Genomic DNA, 17,060 nt, shown 5'->3' on the forward strand with positions numbered 1-17,060 from the left:
GGCGCCAATGGGGGCCGCCGTCGGCGCCCGCGTGCGGAGCGTGGGCGTCCTCGCCTACACTCACCCAAGGACGCCGCGGGCGTCCGTTCCCCGGTTGGTCTTTCGGTAGGGCCCGCCTGACTTTGAATCAGGATTAGCGCAGCAGGTTCGACTCCTGCCCGGGGAGCGCGGGCGGCCTTGACCGGTCTGTCACCATCGCCGTATGACACACCCCATCACGCCCGGCCCTCGCCCCCACGAGGTGAGCCATGGGTGAGCGTCCTGTCATCCTGCTGGTCACCGACTCCCACCGCGCGACGCTGCTGGGGGAGTTCCAGCGCTACTCCCGCGACTACGAACTGGTGCCGGCCACCAGCGTGGCGGACGCCGTGTCGGTGGTGGAATCGCTCGTCCACCAGGGCCATCAGTTGGCGTTGGTCGCCGCCGAGCACGACCTGCGCGACGGTGACTCCCTCGACGTGTTCGCGCGGCTGCGGCCGCTCGTGCCGACCGCCCGGCGGGTGGCGCTGCTCGCCGAGAACTTCCTGGCCCATGTCGACCGGTTGCGGATCGCGAGCCTCGACAACGAGCTGGACGCCTACCTGGCCGTCCCGAAGGGGCTGCGGGACGAGGAGTTCCACACCGCGCTGGTCGAGACCTTGTCCGATTGGGGCTGGTCGGTCGCCGGTCCGGTCGTGGCCCGCGTCGAACTCGTCTACGAGCGGCCGGACGCGAACGTGGCCGCGCTGCGGGACTGGCTGGAGCGTTCCGGCATGCCCTCGCGCGCCTATCAGGCCGACTCGCCGGAGGGAACGGCGGTGCTGGAGGCGGCCGGCCCGGATGCCGAGTTGCCGCTGCTGCGGACCTTCGACGACCAGTTCCTCAGCGGGGCGACCGTCGCGAAGGCGGCCGAGGCCATGTACGGCGGCCACGATTCGATCCCAGACGATGAGGTCGCCGATGTGGTGATCGTCGGTGCAGGTCCGGCCGGGCTGGCGGCGGCGGTGTACGCGGCGTCCGAGGGACTGGACACCATCGTCATCGAGTCGGAGGCGATCGGCGGCCAGGCCGGGTCCAGTTCGATGATCCGCAACTACTTGGGGTTCCCGCGCGGCATTTCGGGGACGCGGCTGGCACAGCGCGCCCGCATTCAGGCGCTGCGGTTCGGGGCGAAGTTCTACACGGGCCGCCCGGTCACCGACATCCAAGACGCCCCGCCCGGGGAACCCACCCACCATCACGTGTTCGTCCGCGGGGCCCGGATCTGCGCCCGGGCGGTCGTCCTCGCCGCAGGCGTCGCCTACCGCAGGCTGGGGGTGGCCGCCTTGGACGCCTTCCTGGGCAGCGGCGTCTACTACGGTGCCGCGACCGCCATGGCGCGGGAGATGAAGGGCCGCCACGTCGTCGTGGTCGGCGGCGGCAACTCGGCCGGGCAGGCGGCCCTGCACCTGGCCAAGTTCGCCGACAAGGTCACGATCGTCGTGCGCCGCGACGGGCTGGCCGCGACCATGTCGGAGTACCTGATCCGTGAGATCGACGCGACCGGCAACGTCGAGGTGCGCACCAGCACCCAGGTGGTCGGCGGCGGTGGCGATGGCCGCCTGGAGTGGCTCGACCTGGAGGTGCGTGAGGCGGGCGGCGGCGTCCATCTCGAACGCGTGGACGCGGGCGGGCTGTGCCTGCTGATCGGCGCCGACCCCGCCTGCGACTGGGTGCCGGCCACCGTCACCCGCGACGCCAAGAACCACCTGCAAACCGGACGCGACGTCCCCAAGGACCGCTGGCGCGACGGCCATCCGCCCGCCAGCCTGGAGACCGCCGTTCCGGGCGTGTTCGCCGCCGGGGACATCCGCGCCGGTTCCATGAAGCGCGTCGCAGCGGCCGCAGGCGAGGGCGCCACCGTGGTGGCGCTGGTCCACGACCACCTGGCGAAACTGCGCGCCGAAGAGTTCACCGATGTACTCCCGGAGGCGTCTGCTTGATCACCCGGTGGTGTGGTGGAGGTAGCACCAACGCCAAGCCTCGCCGGGCTCGGCCGACTCCATGACGGGGTGGTGGCTGGAGCGGAAGTGGGCGGTGGCGTGGCGCGAGGGCGAGGAGTCGCAGCAGCCGACGTTGCCGCATTCGAGGCAGCGGCGCAGGGCCACCCAGTCGGTGCCCTCAGCGACGCAGGCGGGGCAGACGTCGGCTTCGGCGTCGTCGATGGCGGGGTAGTGCTCCAGGTCGGCGCAGTCCTGGGCGTGGGCCAGGCGCAATCCGGCCGTCCGGAACGCCTCCACCTTCTCGCTGCTGGTGTCGATCATGGATTCCTCCACGTCGAGCATGTGGAGCACCTCGGCGACGATGTCGCCGGGCACGGTGCCCGTGCTGCGCACTTCGAGCACCTTCTCCCGTTCGGCGGCCAGCATCTCGCGGCGCACGAAGCCGTACATCTCGGAGGGGGAGCGCTGGTCTCCGGCGGTGCTGAGCCGCTCCCAGGCGGCGAAGGAGCGCTCGTCGATCCGCTTGCGGACCAGGTCGACGACGTGGTGCGGATCCTCCAGGTCGAGCGTCCCGAGCCGTTCCAGCCCGGCGCGTCCTGCCTGCTCGAGGAGGACGGCCCGGTGAGCGCGTCGGAGGCGGGGTCGGGGGACTCCACGTCGAGGCGGCGGGTCAGCCACGGCAGGGTGAGGCCCTGGAGGAACAATGTGCCCGCCACCACCGAGAGGGCGATCAGCAGCAGCACCTCCCGGTAGGGCACGTCGGTCGGGATGATGAACGCCGCCGCCAACGTGACGACGCCCCGCATGCCCGCCCAGCCGACCAGGAAGGCTCCGGCGCCGCCGCCCGCCTTCTTGCCGCGGGTCAGCGTCAGCGGGGCGCGCATGACGAATACCCACAGCAGCCGGACGCCGATCACCGTCACGAGGACGGCGCCGCAGATGAGGGCGATCCAGCCCAGCGGCAGGTCGGAGTTGAGCACGTCTTGGACGATCCAGTTCGTCTGCAGCCCGATCAGCAGGAAGACGGCGTTCTCCAGCAGGAACGAGATGGCACCCCAGGTGGTGCGCTCGGCGATCCGCGACGGTGCGGTCTGGATGATGGGCGCCTTGTGTCCCAGCAGCAGCCCGGCGACGACGACGGCGATGACGCCGGAGGCCTCCACCGACTCGGCCAGCATGTAGGCGGCGTACGGCGTGATGAGGGAGATGGTGGTGTCGATGACGGTCGTGGTGGTGCGGCGTCGCAGCCACGCGACGACCACGAACACGAGGAACCCGGCGAGCGCGCCGCCCCCGGCGGCGATGACGAAGTCGAGCCCGACCTCCCCGATGCTGACCGCCCCGGCCAGTGCGGCGATGGCGGTGCGCAGGGCCACCAGTGCGGTGGCGTCGTTGAGCAGCGATTCGCCTTCCAGCACGGTGACGACGCGTCGCGGCAGCCCGATGCGGCGCCCGATCGCCGTCGCGGCCACGGCGTCCGGGGGTGCGACGACCGCGCCGATGGCCAGGGACCCCGCCCAGCCCAGGCCGGGGATCAGCCAGTTGACGACGGCACCCACCGCGAACGTGGTCACGACGACCAGGCCCACCGACAGCAGCATGATGGGACGCCGGTTCGCGGTGAAATCGACCAGCGGGGTCTGCAGGGCGGCGGTGTAGAGCAGCGGCGGCAGGAGCCCCAGCAGCACGATCTCCGGTTCGAGGTGGATCTGCGGCAGGAACGGCAGATAGGACGCCGCCGCGCCGACGGCGATCAGCAGCAGCGGCGGGGGAACGTTCAGGCGTTCGCTGACGGCTTCGGCGGTCAGGACGACCACGGCGATGCCGACGAGGATGAGGGCGATGTCCACCGGACCATTGTGCCGTCGGTGTCGAGGACGCCTTCCCTAGGCGGGTGCACGGCCCGTCGTGGGGCAGCCGCCTCGACACGACCGGCGCTCCCACATGCGCGGTTGAGCCGTTGCCGTCCCGGCACCACGGGTCACGACGGTAGGCTTCACCACGCGAATCACCCCAGCGTCGACAAGGAGCCCCTGATGGACGACCAGGTACCCGGCGTGGCAGGAGTGGTGGTGCTCGCGGCCGGCGCGGGAACGCGCATGAAGTCGCGCACCTCCAAGCTGCTGCATCAGATCGCGGGGCGTTCCCTGCTCAGCTACGCGATCCGCGCCGCCGAGTTCCTCGATCCACAACGGCTCGTGGTGGTCGTCGGGCATGAACGTGAGCAGATCGAGGTGCACCTGGCCGACATCGCACCCCAGGTCAGCACCGCCGTGCAGGAGCAGCAGAACGGGACCGGCGACGCCGTCCGTGCCGGGCTGGAGCGACTGGCCGACGCCGAGGGCCAGATCGTCGTCACCTACGGCGACGTGCCGCTGCTGACCGGGGAGACCCTCGCGGCCCTGGTGTCCGCCCACCGCTCCCACGGGGACGCGGTCACGGTGCTGAGCACGCTGCTGGAGGATCCGACCGGGTACGGCCGCATCGTCCGCGACGCCGACGGAGCCCAGATCGCCGCGATCGTCGAGCAGAAGGACGCCACCCCCGCGCAGGCGGCCATCACCGAGATCAACGCCGGAATCTACGTGTTCGACGCCGAGATCCTGCGCGAGGGGCTGTCGTCGCTGACGTCCGACAACGCCCAGGGCGAGCTGTACCTCACCGACGTCATCAAGTTCGCCCGCGGCCGGGGGCGCGACGTCCACGCCCTGATCCTGGAGGACCGCTGGCAGGCCGAAGGCGTCAACGATCGCGTCCAGCTCTCCCAACTGGGACGCGAATACAACCGCCGCCTGCTGGAGAAGTGGATGCGCGCGGGTGTGACCATCGTCGATCCGGACACCACCTGGGTGCATGACACGGTCGACCTCGCCCCCGACGTGACGCTGCTGCCCGGCACGCATCTGGAAGGGGCGACGTCGGTCGCCTCCGGCGCGACGATCGGACCCGACACCACCCTGGTCGATGTGGAGGTCCACGAGGACGCCACCATCGTCCGGACGCACGGCTCGCTGGCGATCATCGGGGCGGGCGCCTCGGTGGGGCCGTTCGCCTACCTGCGTCCCGGCACCGAGCTGGCCGACCGCGGCAAGATCGGCACATTCGTCGAGACCAAGAACGCCAAGATCGGCGAGGGGGCGAAGGTGCCACACCTCACCTACGCGGGCGACGTCGAGATCGGGCCGGACGCCAACATCGGCGCGGGCACGATCTTCGCCAACTACGACGGCGTCACCAAGAGCACCTCGGTTGTCGGCCGGGCGAGCTTCGTCGGCAGTAACTCCGTGATCGTCGCCCCCGTGACGATCGCGGACGGCGCCTACGTCGCGGCGGGCTCGGCCGTCACCGACCCGGTCGGGCCGGGCGAACTGGCGGTGGCCCGGGGACGCCAGCGTAATATTCCCGGATGGGTGGCCGCACGGCGCGAAGGCACCAAGACCTTCCTTGCCGCCCAGGCAGCGAGCGAAGGGACGCCCGAGCAGTGACCGGGATCAAGCGTCAGTCCGAAAAACACCTCATCTTGGCGTCCGGACGGGCGTTTCCCGAGTTGGCCGACGAAGTGGCCAGCCTGCTGGGGGTGGACCTGGTCCCCACCCGCGCGCTCACCTACGCCAACTCGGAGATCTACGTCCGGTTCGAGGAGTCGGTGCGCGGCGCGGACGCGTTCGTCATCCAGTCCCATCCCGCCCCGGTGAACGAGTGGCTCATGGAGCAGCTCATCATGATCGACGCGCTGAAGCGGGCCTCCGCCAAGCGGATCACGGTCGTCTCGCCGTTCTACCCGTACGGCAGGCAGGACAAGAAGCACGCGGGCCGCGAGCCGATCTCGGCACGGCTCATCGCCGACCTCTACAAGACCGCGGGTGCGGATCGGCTCATGTCGATCGACCTGCACGCCTCCCAGATCCAGGGCTTCTTCGACGGCCCGGTCGATCACCTCATCGCCTTGCCCGTCCTGGAGGACTACATCAAGGCGACCTACCCGCTCGACAACCTGACCGTGGTCAGCCCCGACGCGGGCCGGGTCCGGCTGGCCGACGCGTACACGGATCGGCTGGGCGCCCCGCTGGCGATCATCCACAAGCGGCGCGACCCGAACAAGGCCAACGAGGTGGCGGTCGGCGAGGTCGTCGGCGACGTCCGCGGCCGGGTGTGCCTGCTGGTGGACGACATGATCGACACGGCGGGCACCATCGCGGCGGCTGCCCACACGCTCAAGGAGCACGGGGCGTCCGCGGTGATCGCCGCGGCGACGCATCCGATCCTGTCCGGGCCCGCCGCCGAGCGGCTCAACTCCGCGCCGTTCGAAGAGGTGATCGTCACCAACACGCTGCCGATCCCCGACGGCGTGAACGTGCCGAACCTGACGACGCTGTCGGTGGCTCCGCTGATCGCCGAGGCGATCCGGCAGATCTTCGAGGACGGCTCGGTCACCAGCCTGTTCCGCGGCGCCAGCCTGTAACTCCCTCGCGCACGCAGGGAGGGCTCTCACACGCGACGAACCACTCGCGGCAACATCGCGCGGGAGGGGCCGCGTCCGCGCCAACGGCGAAGGGTGCCTCAGCGGGGGCGTGTGAAGATCAGCGCTACCGCCCGGAGCGCCAAGATCACGCCGGCGAACGCCAGCAGGAAGCCCAGCAGGCTGAACGTGTCGATCCCGGCGATCAAGGGCAGCCCGCCGCCGGTCGTGACCAGGAGGATTCCTCCCAGCACGGCGGCCCCGGCGAGCAGGGCCAAGACGAGTTGCTGCACCAGCGAGGTGACGAAGCGGCGGTCATCCCGGTCGTTGAACAGGGAGACCCGCACGGTGAACCGGCCCTCGGCGAGGTCCTCGGTCAGCTTGTCGACGCGTCGGGGCAGATGCTCCAGCACGGGCAGGACGCGCACCAGCCGCCGCTGCGCCTGGGCTGCCACGCCTTCCGGCGATAGGTCCCCGGTGACGTCCTTGGCGGCCGACCGGGCCGCCTCGACCAGGTCGAGGCCCGGGTCGAGCCGCTTCAAGGTTCCCTCGAGCGCCCCCAGCGACCGTAGTGCGGCGGCGATCTGCGGGGGGACGCCGAACCCGTAGCGCATCACCAGCGACAGCAGTTCGCCGAACACCTTGAGGCTGCCGCCGCGCCCGATGCCGCCCCGGTAACGGGTGATGAGCAACCCGATCTCGCGCTGCAGAGCCCGCTCGTCCAGGGTGCCGGGCCGGTCGAGCAGTTCGAGGACGCAGTCGGTGGCCAGCACGGGATCGTCGGCGTCGATGGACCACAGCATGAGCGCCAGCGTCTGCCGGGAGGGTGCGTCCAGGCGCCCCACCGACCCGAAGTCCAGCAGCCCGACGGAACCGTCGGGCCAGATCAGCACGTTGCCCGCGTGCAGATCGGAGTGGAAGATCCCGTCGCCGAGCAACTGGCCCAGGACGGCCCCCAGCAGTTGTTGCGCCGACGCGGACCGGGCCTCGGCGTCCAGCTCCCCGATCAGCGCGTCGGCCTGGGCGATGGGGGTGCCGGTGAGCCGCTCCATGACGATGACGTGGCGGCCCGAGAGCGCCTCGTACACCAGAGGAATCCGCACTCCGCGCGCCTGGGCGCTGGGGCGCAGCGCCTCCATGTTGTCGAGTTCGGCGCGGTAGTCGAGTTCCTCGTTCAACGAGGCGGCGAACCCCTCGACGAGCCCGCTGACGCCCAGCTGGCGCGCCCACGGCGTGCCCCGCTCCAGCCGCCGGGCGAGGCGACGCAGGATGTCCAGGTCGAGGTCGACCTGGGCGTCCGCCCCGGCACGTTGCGCCTTGACAACCACCGGTTCTCCGGTGGTCAGCGTTGCGATGTGGACCTGTGCCAGCGACGCGGAGGCCAGCGGCTCGGGATCGATGTCGGCGAAGACCTCCCCCAGCGGCCGCCCGAGTTCGGCCTCGACGGCCTGGGCGAACACCGGCCACGGCTGGGGTGCCACCCTGTTCGTCAGGTGGGAGAGCTCTTCCAGGTAGACCGGGGGCAGCAGGTCGGCCCGCGTGGACAGCATCTGCCCAAGCTTCACGAACGTCACCCCGGACTGCTCCAACGCCAGGCGCAGCGAGTGGGCGGTCACCGCCGGGCGATCGTCCCCGCGCAGGCCGCGCAGTTGGGAGGTGAGCCCGTTGCGCGTGAGGATCGCGGTGATCTGGGCGTACCTGCGGGCGGTCGCGAACCGGCGTCCCCACCCGAGGAAGGCCGATCGCAGCGGCGGCAGGGAACCGGTCGGCCACAAGACCTCCAGCCCCACCAGGACTGCGGCGCTGAACGCGAACCCCCACAGGGCCAGCACCAGCAACACGAGCAGGCCCGCCCCCGCGCTGGCTTCGGTGATCACCATCGTGCCCGACTCCAGAGCCCACCCGATGACCCCGGAGAAGATCCCGATGGTCAGGAGGGAGACGCAGAACGAGCGCAGCCACCCCACCGGCACGCCCAAGACGCGGCGCGCGGCATGCACCAGCAACCAGGCCTGCAGGAGGCTGAACACGAGGGCTCCGATGCCACTGGCGAGGGATTCGATTCCGGCGAGCACGTTCGTCGTCCTCCTGGGCTGGTGGTCAGGCTGACAGCGAGCCTAGCCAACGCCGGTGACGCCACGGGGCGTGAAGTTGCGGCGGTGGGAGCGCTGCGCGGTAGAGTGGTCAGGTTGCTTGGCGAGGGGACGTCTGATCCCGTGATCGACAAGGTCCTCCCTTGCCACGTCTGTCCAGCAAGGTTGAGGAGAATCACATGTCCGATGAGCTGAAGATCGAAGCCGAGTCCCGCAACGAGTTCGGCAAGGGCGCTGCCCGCCGGATCCGCCGCGCCAACAAGGTCCCCGCCGTCATCTACGGCCACGGCGGCGACCCGATCCACATCACGCTTCCCGGCCACGAGACGCTGATGGCGCTGCGCACCGCGAACGCGCTGCTGACGCTGGTCATCGACGGCGCCGAGCCCGAGCTGGCCCTGCCCAAGCAGGTGCAGCGCGACCCGATCACCGGCTTCCTGGAGCACGTCGACCTGGTCATCGTGAAGAAGGGCGAGAAGGTCACCGTCGAGGTTCCGCTGCTCGTCACCGGCACCATCAAGGAGGACCGGATCCTGGTCATGGACCAGCAGTCCATCACCTTGGAGGTCGAGGCCACGAACATCCCGGCGCACATCGAGATCGACGGCGGCGCCCTCGAGATCGGCGCGCAGGTCACCGCCGCCGACCTGAACCTGCCCGCAGGTGCGGTGTTCCCCGGCGATCCCGAGGACCTCATCTTGTCGATCACCCCGGCGCCGACCGCCGAGGAACTCGACGCGGACCTGGCCGGTGCGGGCACCGAGTCGGCCGAGGCCCCCGCCGAGGAAGCCGCGGAGTAACCCGTTGCCGAATGCGTGGTTGGTGGTCGGGCTCGGTAATCCGGGCCCGACCTACACGTCCACCCGGCACAACGTCGGCTTCATGGTCGCCGACGAGTTGGCCGGGCGGGCGCGCGCGCCCTTCTCGGCGCCGCGAGGCATGCGGGCCGACATCTGCGAGACGCGGCTGGCGGCGTCCGGCATGGGCGGTGTCGGTGCCGACGCCCAGCGTGTCGTCCTGGTCAAGCCGCGCACCTTCATGAACGACTCGGGGGCGGCTGTCGGTAAGGCGTCCGCGTTCTACAAGATCGCCCCCGACCACGTGATCGTCGTCCACGACGAACTCGACCTGGACTTCGGGCGGTTGCGCGTGAAGAAGGGCGGCGGCGACAACGGCCACAACGGCCTCAAGTCGATCCGGGCGGCGCTGGGGACCGGCGACTTCTACCGCGTCCGCTTCGGCATCGGCCGCCCACCCGGGCGCCAGGACGCGGCCGCGTACGTGCTGGCACCGATCCCGGCTGCCCTGCGCGAGGACTACGCGGTCGAAGCGTCCCGCAACGCAGACGCCGTGGAGGCCCTGATCGCCGGCGGCCTCGAAGCCGTCCAGAACCGCTTCAACTCCTGACCCCACCCGCCGAGGACTGAGCCTGAGCCCGCCGAGGACCGAGGCTCCCGCCGCCGAGGACTGAGCCTGAGGCCGCCGAGGGCTCTTGGACGGCCCCGTGGTGCGGGCGGCGATTCACGGCTGGAGGGCATGAGGCGGGGCGGCCCGTCTCGGACCGCCCCGCCTCACCTCAACCCTTCACGCACAGCAGCGTCTGCAGCCGGGCGACGACATCCACCAGGTCACGCTGAGCGTCGATGACCTCGTTGATGTCCTTGTAGGCCCCGGGAATCTCATCGATCACGCCCGAATCCTTGCGGCACTCGATTCCCGCGGTCTGGCTCGCCAGATCCTCGGTGGTGAACTGCCGCTTGGCCGCATTCCGCGACATCCGGCGTCCCGCGCCATGGGACGCCGACTCATAGGACGCCGGGTTCCCCAGGCCGCGGACGATGTAGGACCCCGTCCCCATCGACCCCGGGATGACGCCCAGATCGCCCAGGCCCGCCCGGATCGCGCCCTTGCGTGTCACGATCAGTTCGACGTCGTCGTAGGTTTCGACCGCCACATAGTTGTGGTGACACTTGATCGGATCCTCGAACCGGATTCCCGAGAACCGGTGCGTCAACTCGTCGCAGACCGACTGCAGGATGACGTCCCGGTTCAGTAGGGCGTAAGCCTGGGCCCACCACAGATCGTGCAGGTAGGCGTCCATCTGCGGGCTGCCCGCGATGAACACTGCGAGATCCCGATCGACGAGCCCCTGGTTGTGGCTCAGGGACTGGGCGATGTCCATGTGGATCCTCGCCAGCTGGTTGCCGATGCCGCGCGATCCGGAGTGCAGCGTGATCCACACCCGATCGTCGTCGCCGGCGCACAGTTCGATGAAGTGGTTGCCGCCGCCCAACGTGCCGACCTGGCTGGTGGCCTTCGTCGCGGCCCGCCCCGACGTCGCGGCGCGGGACGCATGCCCCGCCCGCAGGTCGTCGAACTCACGCATCATCCGCTTGTAGCGGGCTCCGAGCTTGGAGTGCTTGGACAGGATGCGGGGTTCGCCCTTGTGTGAGCCGAATCCGACCGGGACGCCCCGTTCGATGCCGACCCGCAGCGGGTGCAGGTTCTCCGGCAGTTGATCCGGTCGCAGCGACGTGCGGACCGCGGTCATCCCGCAGCCGATGTCGACGCCGACCGCTGCCGGGGCGACAGCCTGGTTCATCGCGATGACCGAGCCGACGGTGGCGCCGATCCCGTAGTGGACGTCGGGCATGACGCGAACGCCGTGCGTCCAGGGCAGCGCGGCGACGTTGCGCAACTGCTGTTGCGCGGACTCCTCGACGGCGACCGGGTCGGCCCACATCAAGGTGTTCTCGGTGCCGGCCAGCGGCACCGGGTAGGTGTTCATGGTGCTTCTTCTTCCTGTCATGAGTGATGGTGCGAGCGCGCGGCGACACCGACAACGGGTCGGTGACGTGCGCGGAGGTGTCGTCCGCAGACTGGTGATGCCGCTCAGCGGCGAAGGGCGCGCGCCCGGATCAGCGGTGGGCTGTCCGGTCGTGACGCCGGGTGGGCTCGCCGAAGCGTCGCGTCGACATCGCCGGCTGGCAATGGAGCTGTTCACGCTTCGTCATCTCGAGTCCCTTCCCGTTGCGGCGTTCATGCCGACTGCACTTCAGGCGAGGCAGCGTTACAGGATTCATGATCATCGGCCGTTGCGTCAAGTCGGCGGCGCCAAGCCCCGGACCTCCTCCTGGTCCTCGGTGGGCTGTTCCTCAGTCCTCGGCGGCTGAAACCTCAGTCCTCGGCGGGCGGGGGAGTGTCAGGGGGCGCCCCTAGACTGTTCGTCGTGAATCTTGCGGGCCTTCTTGAGCTCGTCGCCTCCGAACCCGTCATCGCCGAGCTGGTCTCGCATGCGCGCGTCGGCTCGGATGCGACGCTGGACGTCACCTGCCCGAGCGCGCTACGCCCCCTCCTGGCGTCGGTGCTGCATCGGGAGGCCGATCGTCCGCTGCTGGTGGTGACCTCCACGTACCGGGAGGCGGAGAACGCCCGCGACACGCTCGCCTCCGTCCTCGGCGAGGACGCGGTGGCCTACTACCCGGCCTGGGAGACGCTGCCGCACGAGCGTCTCTCGCCCCGATCGGACACGGTCGGACGCCGCCTCAGCGTCCTGCGGCGCCTGGCCGGGAACGACGAGCTCGCGGCGCCCGGCGTCATCGTGGCGCCGGTGCGGGCCATTCTGCAGCCGCAGGTCGCCGGTCTGGGGGAGTTGCTGCCCGTCCGGATCGAAACGGGGCGCGACTACGACGTCGACACGATCGCCGCGGCGCTCGTCGACGCCGCCTACGTGCGCGTCGACCTGGTGGAGCGGCGCGGTGAGTTCGCCGTCCGCGGCGGCATCGTGGACGTTTTCCCGCCCACGAGCGAGCACCCCTACCGGGTCGACTTCTTCGGCGACCAGGTGGAGGAGATCCACCCGTTCTCGGTGGCCGACCAGCGCTCCATGGAAGAGTCGCTGCCCGCCATCACCGCCGATCCGTGCCGCGAACTCCTCCTCAGCGACGCCGTGCGGGAACGGGCCGCGGTGCTGTCCCTGCGCGACGATCTGGGCGAGCAGTTGCGGGAGATGTTCACCAAGATCGCCGAGGGCCACGCCGTCGACGGTATGGAGGCCCTCGCGGCGGTCCTGGTCGACCGGCTCGAGTTGCTGGTGGACGTCCTGCCCCTCCATACGACCGTGCTGGTGAGCGATCCCGAGAAGGTGCGCGCCCGCGCCCTGGAACTCCACGCCACCAGCCAGGAGTTCCTCATGGCGTCGTGGGCGGCGGCGGCCGAGGGCGGCAAGGCCCCCATCGACCTGGGCGGGTCGGCCTACCGGACGCTCGGGGAGGTCCGCACCGACGCCCTCGGCCGCGGCCTGGGGTGGTGGACGCTGTCGGCGTTCGCCGAGGATCCGGCGAGCCTGCAGATCGCCGCGGAGGAGAACGAGCCGTTCCGTGGCGACATCGAGGCCGCGCTCGGCGCGGTCAGGTCCTCCCTCGACGCGGGCATGAGCGTCGTGATGGTCGCCGACAGTCCCGGGCGCGCGAGCCGCCTCGGCGAGGTGCTGGCCGAGCACGACTTGGCGGGCCGGGCGTCCATCGTGACGGCCGACCTGCGTCACGGCTTCCGCCTCGACAAGGTCAACCTGCAGGTGTTCACCTCCGGTGACCTGTCCGGCATCCAGGGGGCGGAGAAGGCGCCCCGGAAGATGCCTGCCCGGCGCAAGAACACGATCGACCCTCTCGAATTGAAGCCGGGCGACCTGATCGTCCACGACGCCCACGGAGTGGGCCGCTACGTGGAGATGGTGACCCGGACCGTCGCCGGGGCGACCCGCGAGTACCTCGTCATCGAGTACGCCCCCTCCAAGCGGGGTCAGCCGGGGGACCGGCTGTTCGTCCCCATGGACGCCCTCGATCAGATCACCCGCTACGTGGGCGGGGAGTCCCCGGCGCTGGACCGGATGGGCGGAGCCGACTGGAACAAGCGCAAGAGCCGGGCCCGCAAGGCCGTCCGGGAGATCGCCGCCGAACTCATCAAGCTGTATGCGGCCCGGCAGGCCACCCAGGGGTACGCGTTCGGCGTCGACAGCCCGTGGCAGCGCGAACTCGAAGACAACTTCGCCTACGTGGAGACCCCCGACCAGTTGGCGGCGGTCATCGAGGTCAAGCGCGACATGGAGCAGATCGTCCCGATGGACCGCCTCATCTGCGGCGACGTCGGCTACGGCAAGACCGAGATCGCGGTGCGCGCCGCGTTCAAGGCGGTCATGGACGGCAAGCAGGTCGCCATCCTGGTGCCAACGACCCTGCTGGTGCAGCAGCACTACGCCACCTTCGCCGATCGCTACGCCGGATTCCCGGTGACGGTCGCCGCGCTGAGCCGGTTCCAGACCCCGGCCGAGTCGAAGAAGGTCATCGACGGCCTGGCCGATGGTTCCATCGACGTCGTCGTCGGGACGCATCGTCTGTTCTCCCAGGAGGTCCAGTTCAAGGATCTCGGCTTGGTGATCGTGGACGAGGAACAGCGCTTCGGCGTCGAGCACAAGGAGGCGCTGAAGAAGATGCGCCTCAACGTCGACGTGCTCTCCATGTCGGCCACCCCGATTCCGCGGACGCTCGAGATGGCGATCACCGGCATCCGCGAGATGAGCGTGATCGCCACCCCGCCTGAGGAACGCCACCCCGTGCTCACCTTCGCCGGCCCCAGCGACGACGCCCAGGTCCGGGCCGCGATCCGCCGCGAACTGGCCCGCGAGGGGCAGGTGTTCTACATCCACAACCGCGTGGGCACCATCGAGAAGGCGGCGACGCGGATCCGGGAGCTCATCCCGGAGGCGAACGTCGAGGTCGCCCACGGCCAGATGAACGAGCATCAGCTCGAGCAGGTGATGCTCGACTTCTGGGAGCGCCGCGCCGACGTGCTGGTCTGCACCACGATCGTCGAGGCGGGCCTGGACATCTCCAGCGCCAACACCCTCATCATCGAACGCGCCGACCTGCTGGGGCTCTCCCAGCTCCATCAGTTGCGCGGACGCGTCGGGCGTGGCCGGGAGCGTGGCTACGCCTACTTCCTCTACCCGCCCGACAAGCCGCTCACCGACACCGCTCACGATCGGCTCGCGACCATGGCCGCGCACACCGATCTGGGGGCGGGCATGGCCATCGCCATGAAAGATCTGGAGATCCGGGGCGCGGGCAACCTGCTGGGCGATGAGCAGTCCGGGCACATCGCCGACGTCGGTTTCGACCTGTACATCCGCCTGGTGGGCGAAGCTGTGGCCGACTTCCGCGGGGAGGCGTCCGAGCCCGAGCCGGAGATGAAGATCGAGCTGGCCGTGGACGCGCACCTGCCCGTGGATTACATCGAGTCCGAGCGCCTGCGCCTGGAGATGTACAAGCGCCTGGCCGCGGTGCGCGAGGAGGCCGACCTGGACGCGGTGCGCGCCGAACTCCTGGATCGCTACGGCGCCCTGCCCGAGCCGGTGGAGAACCTGTTCGCGGTCAGTCGGTTCCGGATGCTGGCCCGCTCGCTGGGCGTCACCGAGGTGCTCAGCGCGGGCACCATGATCCGGTTCGCGCCGGTGAGCCTGTCCGAGTCCGGCGACATGCGCCGGGCGCGGCTCTACCCGGGGTCCCGGCTCAACCGGGCCACCGGCCAGTTGTTCCTGCCGCGTCCCATGACGCAGCCGATCGCGGGCAAGCCGGTCACCGACGGACCCCTCCTGGAATGGGCGACGCAGGCGTTGACGGCGCTTCTCAGCCCGGCCCGCTAGGATCGCCTCGTCTGTCACGCGTTCAGGAGTCCACTGATGAACAAGGCAATCCGCCGACTCGCCGTAGGTGCCGCCCTCGCGGCTTTCACGCTCACCGGGTGCGCTTCGTGGCCGGGCGCGGGCGCCAGGGTCGGGGAGGTGCGCATCGCCGACGACACGATCGTGCGGGCGTCTGCGGCTATCCAGGAACTGCGCGGAGCGACCGACGGCGACGCCACCGAGGTGCTGCAGACCGCGGTCACCGGGTTCACGCTCGGCGAGGCCGCCACGCAGATCGCCGCCCAGAACAACATCCCGGTGACCGCCGCGGCGAAGGCAGCGGCCGTGACGGCCAGCCCGGCGCTGCTCGCGTCCCCGGAGGCGGCCGCCCTGGTCGACGCCATCGCCACCAACGCGGTGGTCTCCGAGTCTCTCGGCCAGGCCGCCTACGTCGAGCAGTTGAGCCGGATCGACATCCAGGTCAACCCGCGCTACGGCAACTGGTCGGCTAGCCAGGCCGCGCTCCAGTCCTCGGCGCTGGCCACGTCGGTCGAGGCGCTGCAGGCCAACCGCTGACGCGATGAGCGATCGGCACCCGGAACTGGAGCGGCTCGTGGCAGTCATGGCGCGGCTGCGCCGCGACTGCCCGTGGGACGCCGAGCAGACCCACCGATCGCTGGTCACGTACTTGATCGAGGAGACCGCCGAGGTGGTCGAGGCGATCGAGGAGGGCGAGGATCCCCACCTCGTCGAGGAACTGGGGGACCTGCTGCTGCAGGTGCTGTTCCACGCTCAGATCGCGTCGGATGAGGGCCGTTTCGACGTCGAGGATGTCGCCCGGGGGATTGCCGACAAGCTCGTCCAGCGGCATCCCCACGTGTTCGCGGCCGGTGAGGTGCCGGGCGACCTCGACGCCACCTGGGAGGCGAGGAAGCGGGCCGAGAAGGGTCGCACGTCCGCGCTGGAGGGAATCCCCCCGCTGAACGCGCTCGCCCGCAGCATGAAGGTCATCCGGCGGACGCGGAAGCTGGCCGTCCCGTTGGAGTTGCCGCGGCAGCCGATCTCCGCCGAGGCAACCGGGGCAGGCATCCTCGAACTGGTCGCCCGAGCAGAGGCCAGCGGCATCGACGCCGACCAGGCGGTGCGCGACGCCGTGCGGGCGTTGGAGCAGGCCGTGACGGAGGCCGAGGGGGCCCAGTCCGCCTCCCGGGGCGACGGGGCGGCCTGAGCCTCGTTCCGGCCTGGGCTGGTGCTCGGGTCCCGCCCGCCGATCGAAACGCGTGCCAGCACGTGTGCCCGGTCAGCGATACCCTTGAGGTGGTCCACTCACCGACGAAAGGTATGTCACTGTGGCACTCATCGATGTCGTAACCGCCCGCGAGATTCTGGATTCCCGCGGTAACCCGACCGTCGAGGTCGAGGTCCTCCTGGATGATGATTCGCTGGGCCGCGCGGCGGTTCCGTCCGGTGCTTCCACCGGCGCTTTCGAGGCTGTCGAACTCCGCGACGGCGACAAGGCCCGCTACGGCGGCAAGGGCGTGCTGAAGGCGGTCGAGAACGTCAACGAGGCGATCGCCGAAGAGGTCATCGGCTTCGACGCCACCGACCAGCGCGAGATCGACGCCGTCATGCTCGAACTCGACGGCACCGACAACAAGGCCAAGCTGGGCGCCAACGCCATCCTGGGCGTGTCCCTGGCCGTGGCCCAGGCTGCAGCCGAGTCGGCTGGCCTGCCGCTGTTCCGCTACGTGGGCGGCCCGAACGCGCACGTGCTCCCCGTCCCGATGATGAACATCCTCAACGGTGGGTCGCACGCCGACTCCAACGTCGACATCCAGGAGTTCATGATCGCCCCGATCGGCGCCGAG

At 70.2% G+C, this 17,060-nt stretch carries 12 protein-coding genes, 1 tRNA gene and 1 pseudogene; 10 read left to right on the plus strand and 4 right to left on the minus strand.

Annotated elements, in window-relative coordinates:
• Positions 1-87: 87 nt before the first annotated feature.
• Both V7E09_RS04960 and V7E09_RS04965 read left to right on the plus strand, forming a co-directional pair.
• Positions 88-166 (plus strand) — tRNA-Gln (locus V7E09_RS04960).
• 82 nt (positions 167-248) lie between these two features.
• Positions 249-1,961 (plus strand): FAD-dependent oxidoreductase, encoded by a 1,713-nt coding sequence (locus V7E09_RS04965; protein ID WP_324523096.1) that lies wholly within the window; start codon positions 249-251, stop codon positions 1,959-1,961.
• On the opposite strand, the gene V7E09_RS04970 is transcribed toward V7E09_RS04965, so the two are convergent.
• Together V7E09_RS04970 and V7E09_RS04975 are read right to left on the minus strand one after the other, a co-directional pair.
• Positions 1,962-2,354 (minus strand): UBP-type zinc finger domain-containing protein, encoded by a 393-nt coding sequence (locus tag V7E09_RS04970; RefSeq protein ID WP_324523097.1) that lies wholly within the window; start codon positions 2,352-2,354, stop codon positions 1,962-1,964. It abuts the gene before it with no gap.
• Positions 2,279-3,811 carry a cation:proton antiporter gene (locus tag V7E09_RS04975; protein ID WP_324523098.1) on the minus strand — a complete coding sequence of 511 codons (1,533 nt, stop codon included), beginning with the start codon at positions 3,809-3,811 and terminating at the stop codon, positions 2,279-2,281. Before V7E09_RS04975 ends, V7E09_RS04970 begins: the two co-directional genes overlap by 76 nt.
• A 186-nt stretch (positions 3,812-3,997) precedes the next feature.
• On the opposite strand from V7E09_RS04975, the gene glmU reads away from it, so the two are divergent.
• The gene (glmU, locus tag V7E09_RS04980) at positions 3,998-5,446 is read left to right on the plus strand and encodes a bifunctional UDP-N-acetylglucosamine diphosphorylase/glucosamine-1-phosphate N-acetyltransferase GlmU (protein ID WP_324511618.1); all 1,449 of its coding nucleotides are present in this window, start codon (positions 3,998-4,000) and stop codon (positions 5,444-5,446) included.
• A complete protein-coding gene (locus V7E09_RS04985; protein WP_324511617.1) occupies positions 5,443-6,423 on the plus strand; it encodes a ribose-phosphate diphosphokinase in 981 nt (326 codons plus the stop codon). Before glmU ends, V7E09_RS04985 begins: the two co-directional genes overlap by 4 nt.
• A 98-nt stretch (positions 6,424-6,521) precedes the next feature.
• Here the strand turns inward: V7E09_RS04985 and V7E09_RS04990 are convergent, their stop codons facing one another.
• The gene (locus V7E09_RS04990; RefSeq protein WP_324523099.1) at positions 6,522-8,495 is read right to left on the minus strand and encodes an ABC1 kinase family protein; all 1,974 of its coding nucleotides are present in this window, start codon (positions 8,493-8,495) and stop codon (positions 6,522-6,524) included.
• Positions 8,496-8,692: 197 nt separating this feature from the next.
• Here V7E09_RS04990 and V7E09_RS04995 point away from each other — a divergent pair, with 197 nt between their 5' ends.
• Complete coding sequence (locus V7E09_RS04995; protein WP_324511615.1) at positions 8,693-9,313, plus strand: 50S ribosomal protein L25/general stress protein Ctc; 621 nt, start codon at positions 8,693-8,695, stop codon at positions 9,311-9,313.
• 4 nt (positions 9,314-9,317) lie between these two features.
• Positions 9,318-9,920: an aminoacyl-tRNA hydrolase gene (gene pth / locus V7E09_RS05000; protein WP_324511614.1), complete on the plus strand. Its 603-nt coding sequence runs from the start codon at positions 9,318-9,320 to the stop codon at positions 9,918-9,920.
• Positions 9,921-10,089: 169 nt separating this feature from the next.
• Here pth and V7E09_RS05005 read toward each other — a convergent pair whose 3' ends face one another.
• The gene (locus V7E09_RS05005) at positions 10,090-11,301 is read right to left on the minus strand and encodes an RtcB family protein (protein ID WP_324511613.1); all 1,212 of its coding nucleotides are present in this window, start codon (positions 11,299-11,301) and stop codon (positions 10,090-10,092) included.
• Between the two features lie 432 nt (positions 11,302-11,733).
• Between V7E09_RS05005 and mfd the strand changes: the two genes are divergently transcribed.
• From mfd to eno, 4 genes and pseudogenes are all read left to right on the plus strand, one after another.
• A complete protein-coding gene (mfd, locus tag V7E09_RS05010; protein WP_442956839.1) occupies positions 11,734-15,213 on the plus strand; it encodes a transcription-repair coupling factor in 3,480 nt (1,159 codons plus the stop codon).
• 36 nt (positions 15,214-15,249) lie between these two features.
• On the plus strand, positions 15,250-15,768 hold the full coding sequence (locus V7E09_RS05015) for a hypothetical protein (protein ID WP_324511611.1): 519 nt from the start codon (positions 15,250-15,252) through the stop codon (positions 15,766-15,768).
• 4 nt (positions 15,769-15,772) lie between these two features.
• The gene (locus V7E09_RS05020) at positions 15,773-16,420 is read left to right on the plus strand and encodes a MazG family protein (RefSeq protein ID WP_324511610.1); all 648 of its coding nucleotides are present in this window, start codon (positions 15,773-15,775) and stop codon (positions 16,418-16,420) included.
• Positions 16,421-16,541: 121 nt separating this feature from the next.
• Positions 16,542-17,060 (plus strand): annotated as a pseudogene (gene eno / locus V7E09_RS05025) (phosphopyruvate hydratase); the annotation flags it as partial.

The organism is Propioniciclava sp., assembly GCF_036744435.1.
Classification (GTDB): Bacteria; Actinomycetota; Actinomycetes; order Propionibacteriales; family Propionibacteriaceae; genus Propioniciclava.

Coding starts and splice junctions, on each gene's coding strand:
- V7E09_RS04965 (WP_324523096.1), top strand. CDS start 249: ATGGGTGAGCGTCCTGTCATCCTGCTGGTCACCGACTCCCACCGCGCG.
- glmU (WP_324511618.1), top strand. CDS start 3,998: ATGGACGACCAGGTACCCGGCGTGGCAGGAGTGGTGGTGCTCGCGGCC.
- V7E09_RS04995 (WP_324511615.1), top strand. CDS start 8,693: ATGTCCGATGAGCTGAAGATCGAAGCCGAGTCCCGCAACGAGTTCGGC.
- V7E09_RS05005 (WP_324511613.1), bottom strand. CDS start 11,301: ATGAACACCTACCCGGTGCCGCTGGCCGGCACCGAGAACACCTTGATG.
- V7E09_RS05015 (WP_324511611.1), top strand. CDS start 15,250: ATGAACAAGGCAATCCGCCGACTCGCCGTAGGTGCCGCCCTCGCGGCT.
- V7E09_RS05020 (WP_324511610.1), top strand. CDS start 15,773: ATGAGCGATCGGCACCCGGAACTGGAGCGGCTCGTGGCAGTCATGGCG.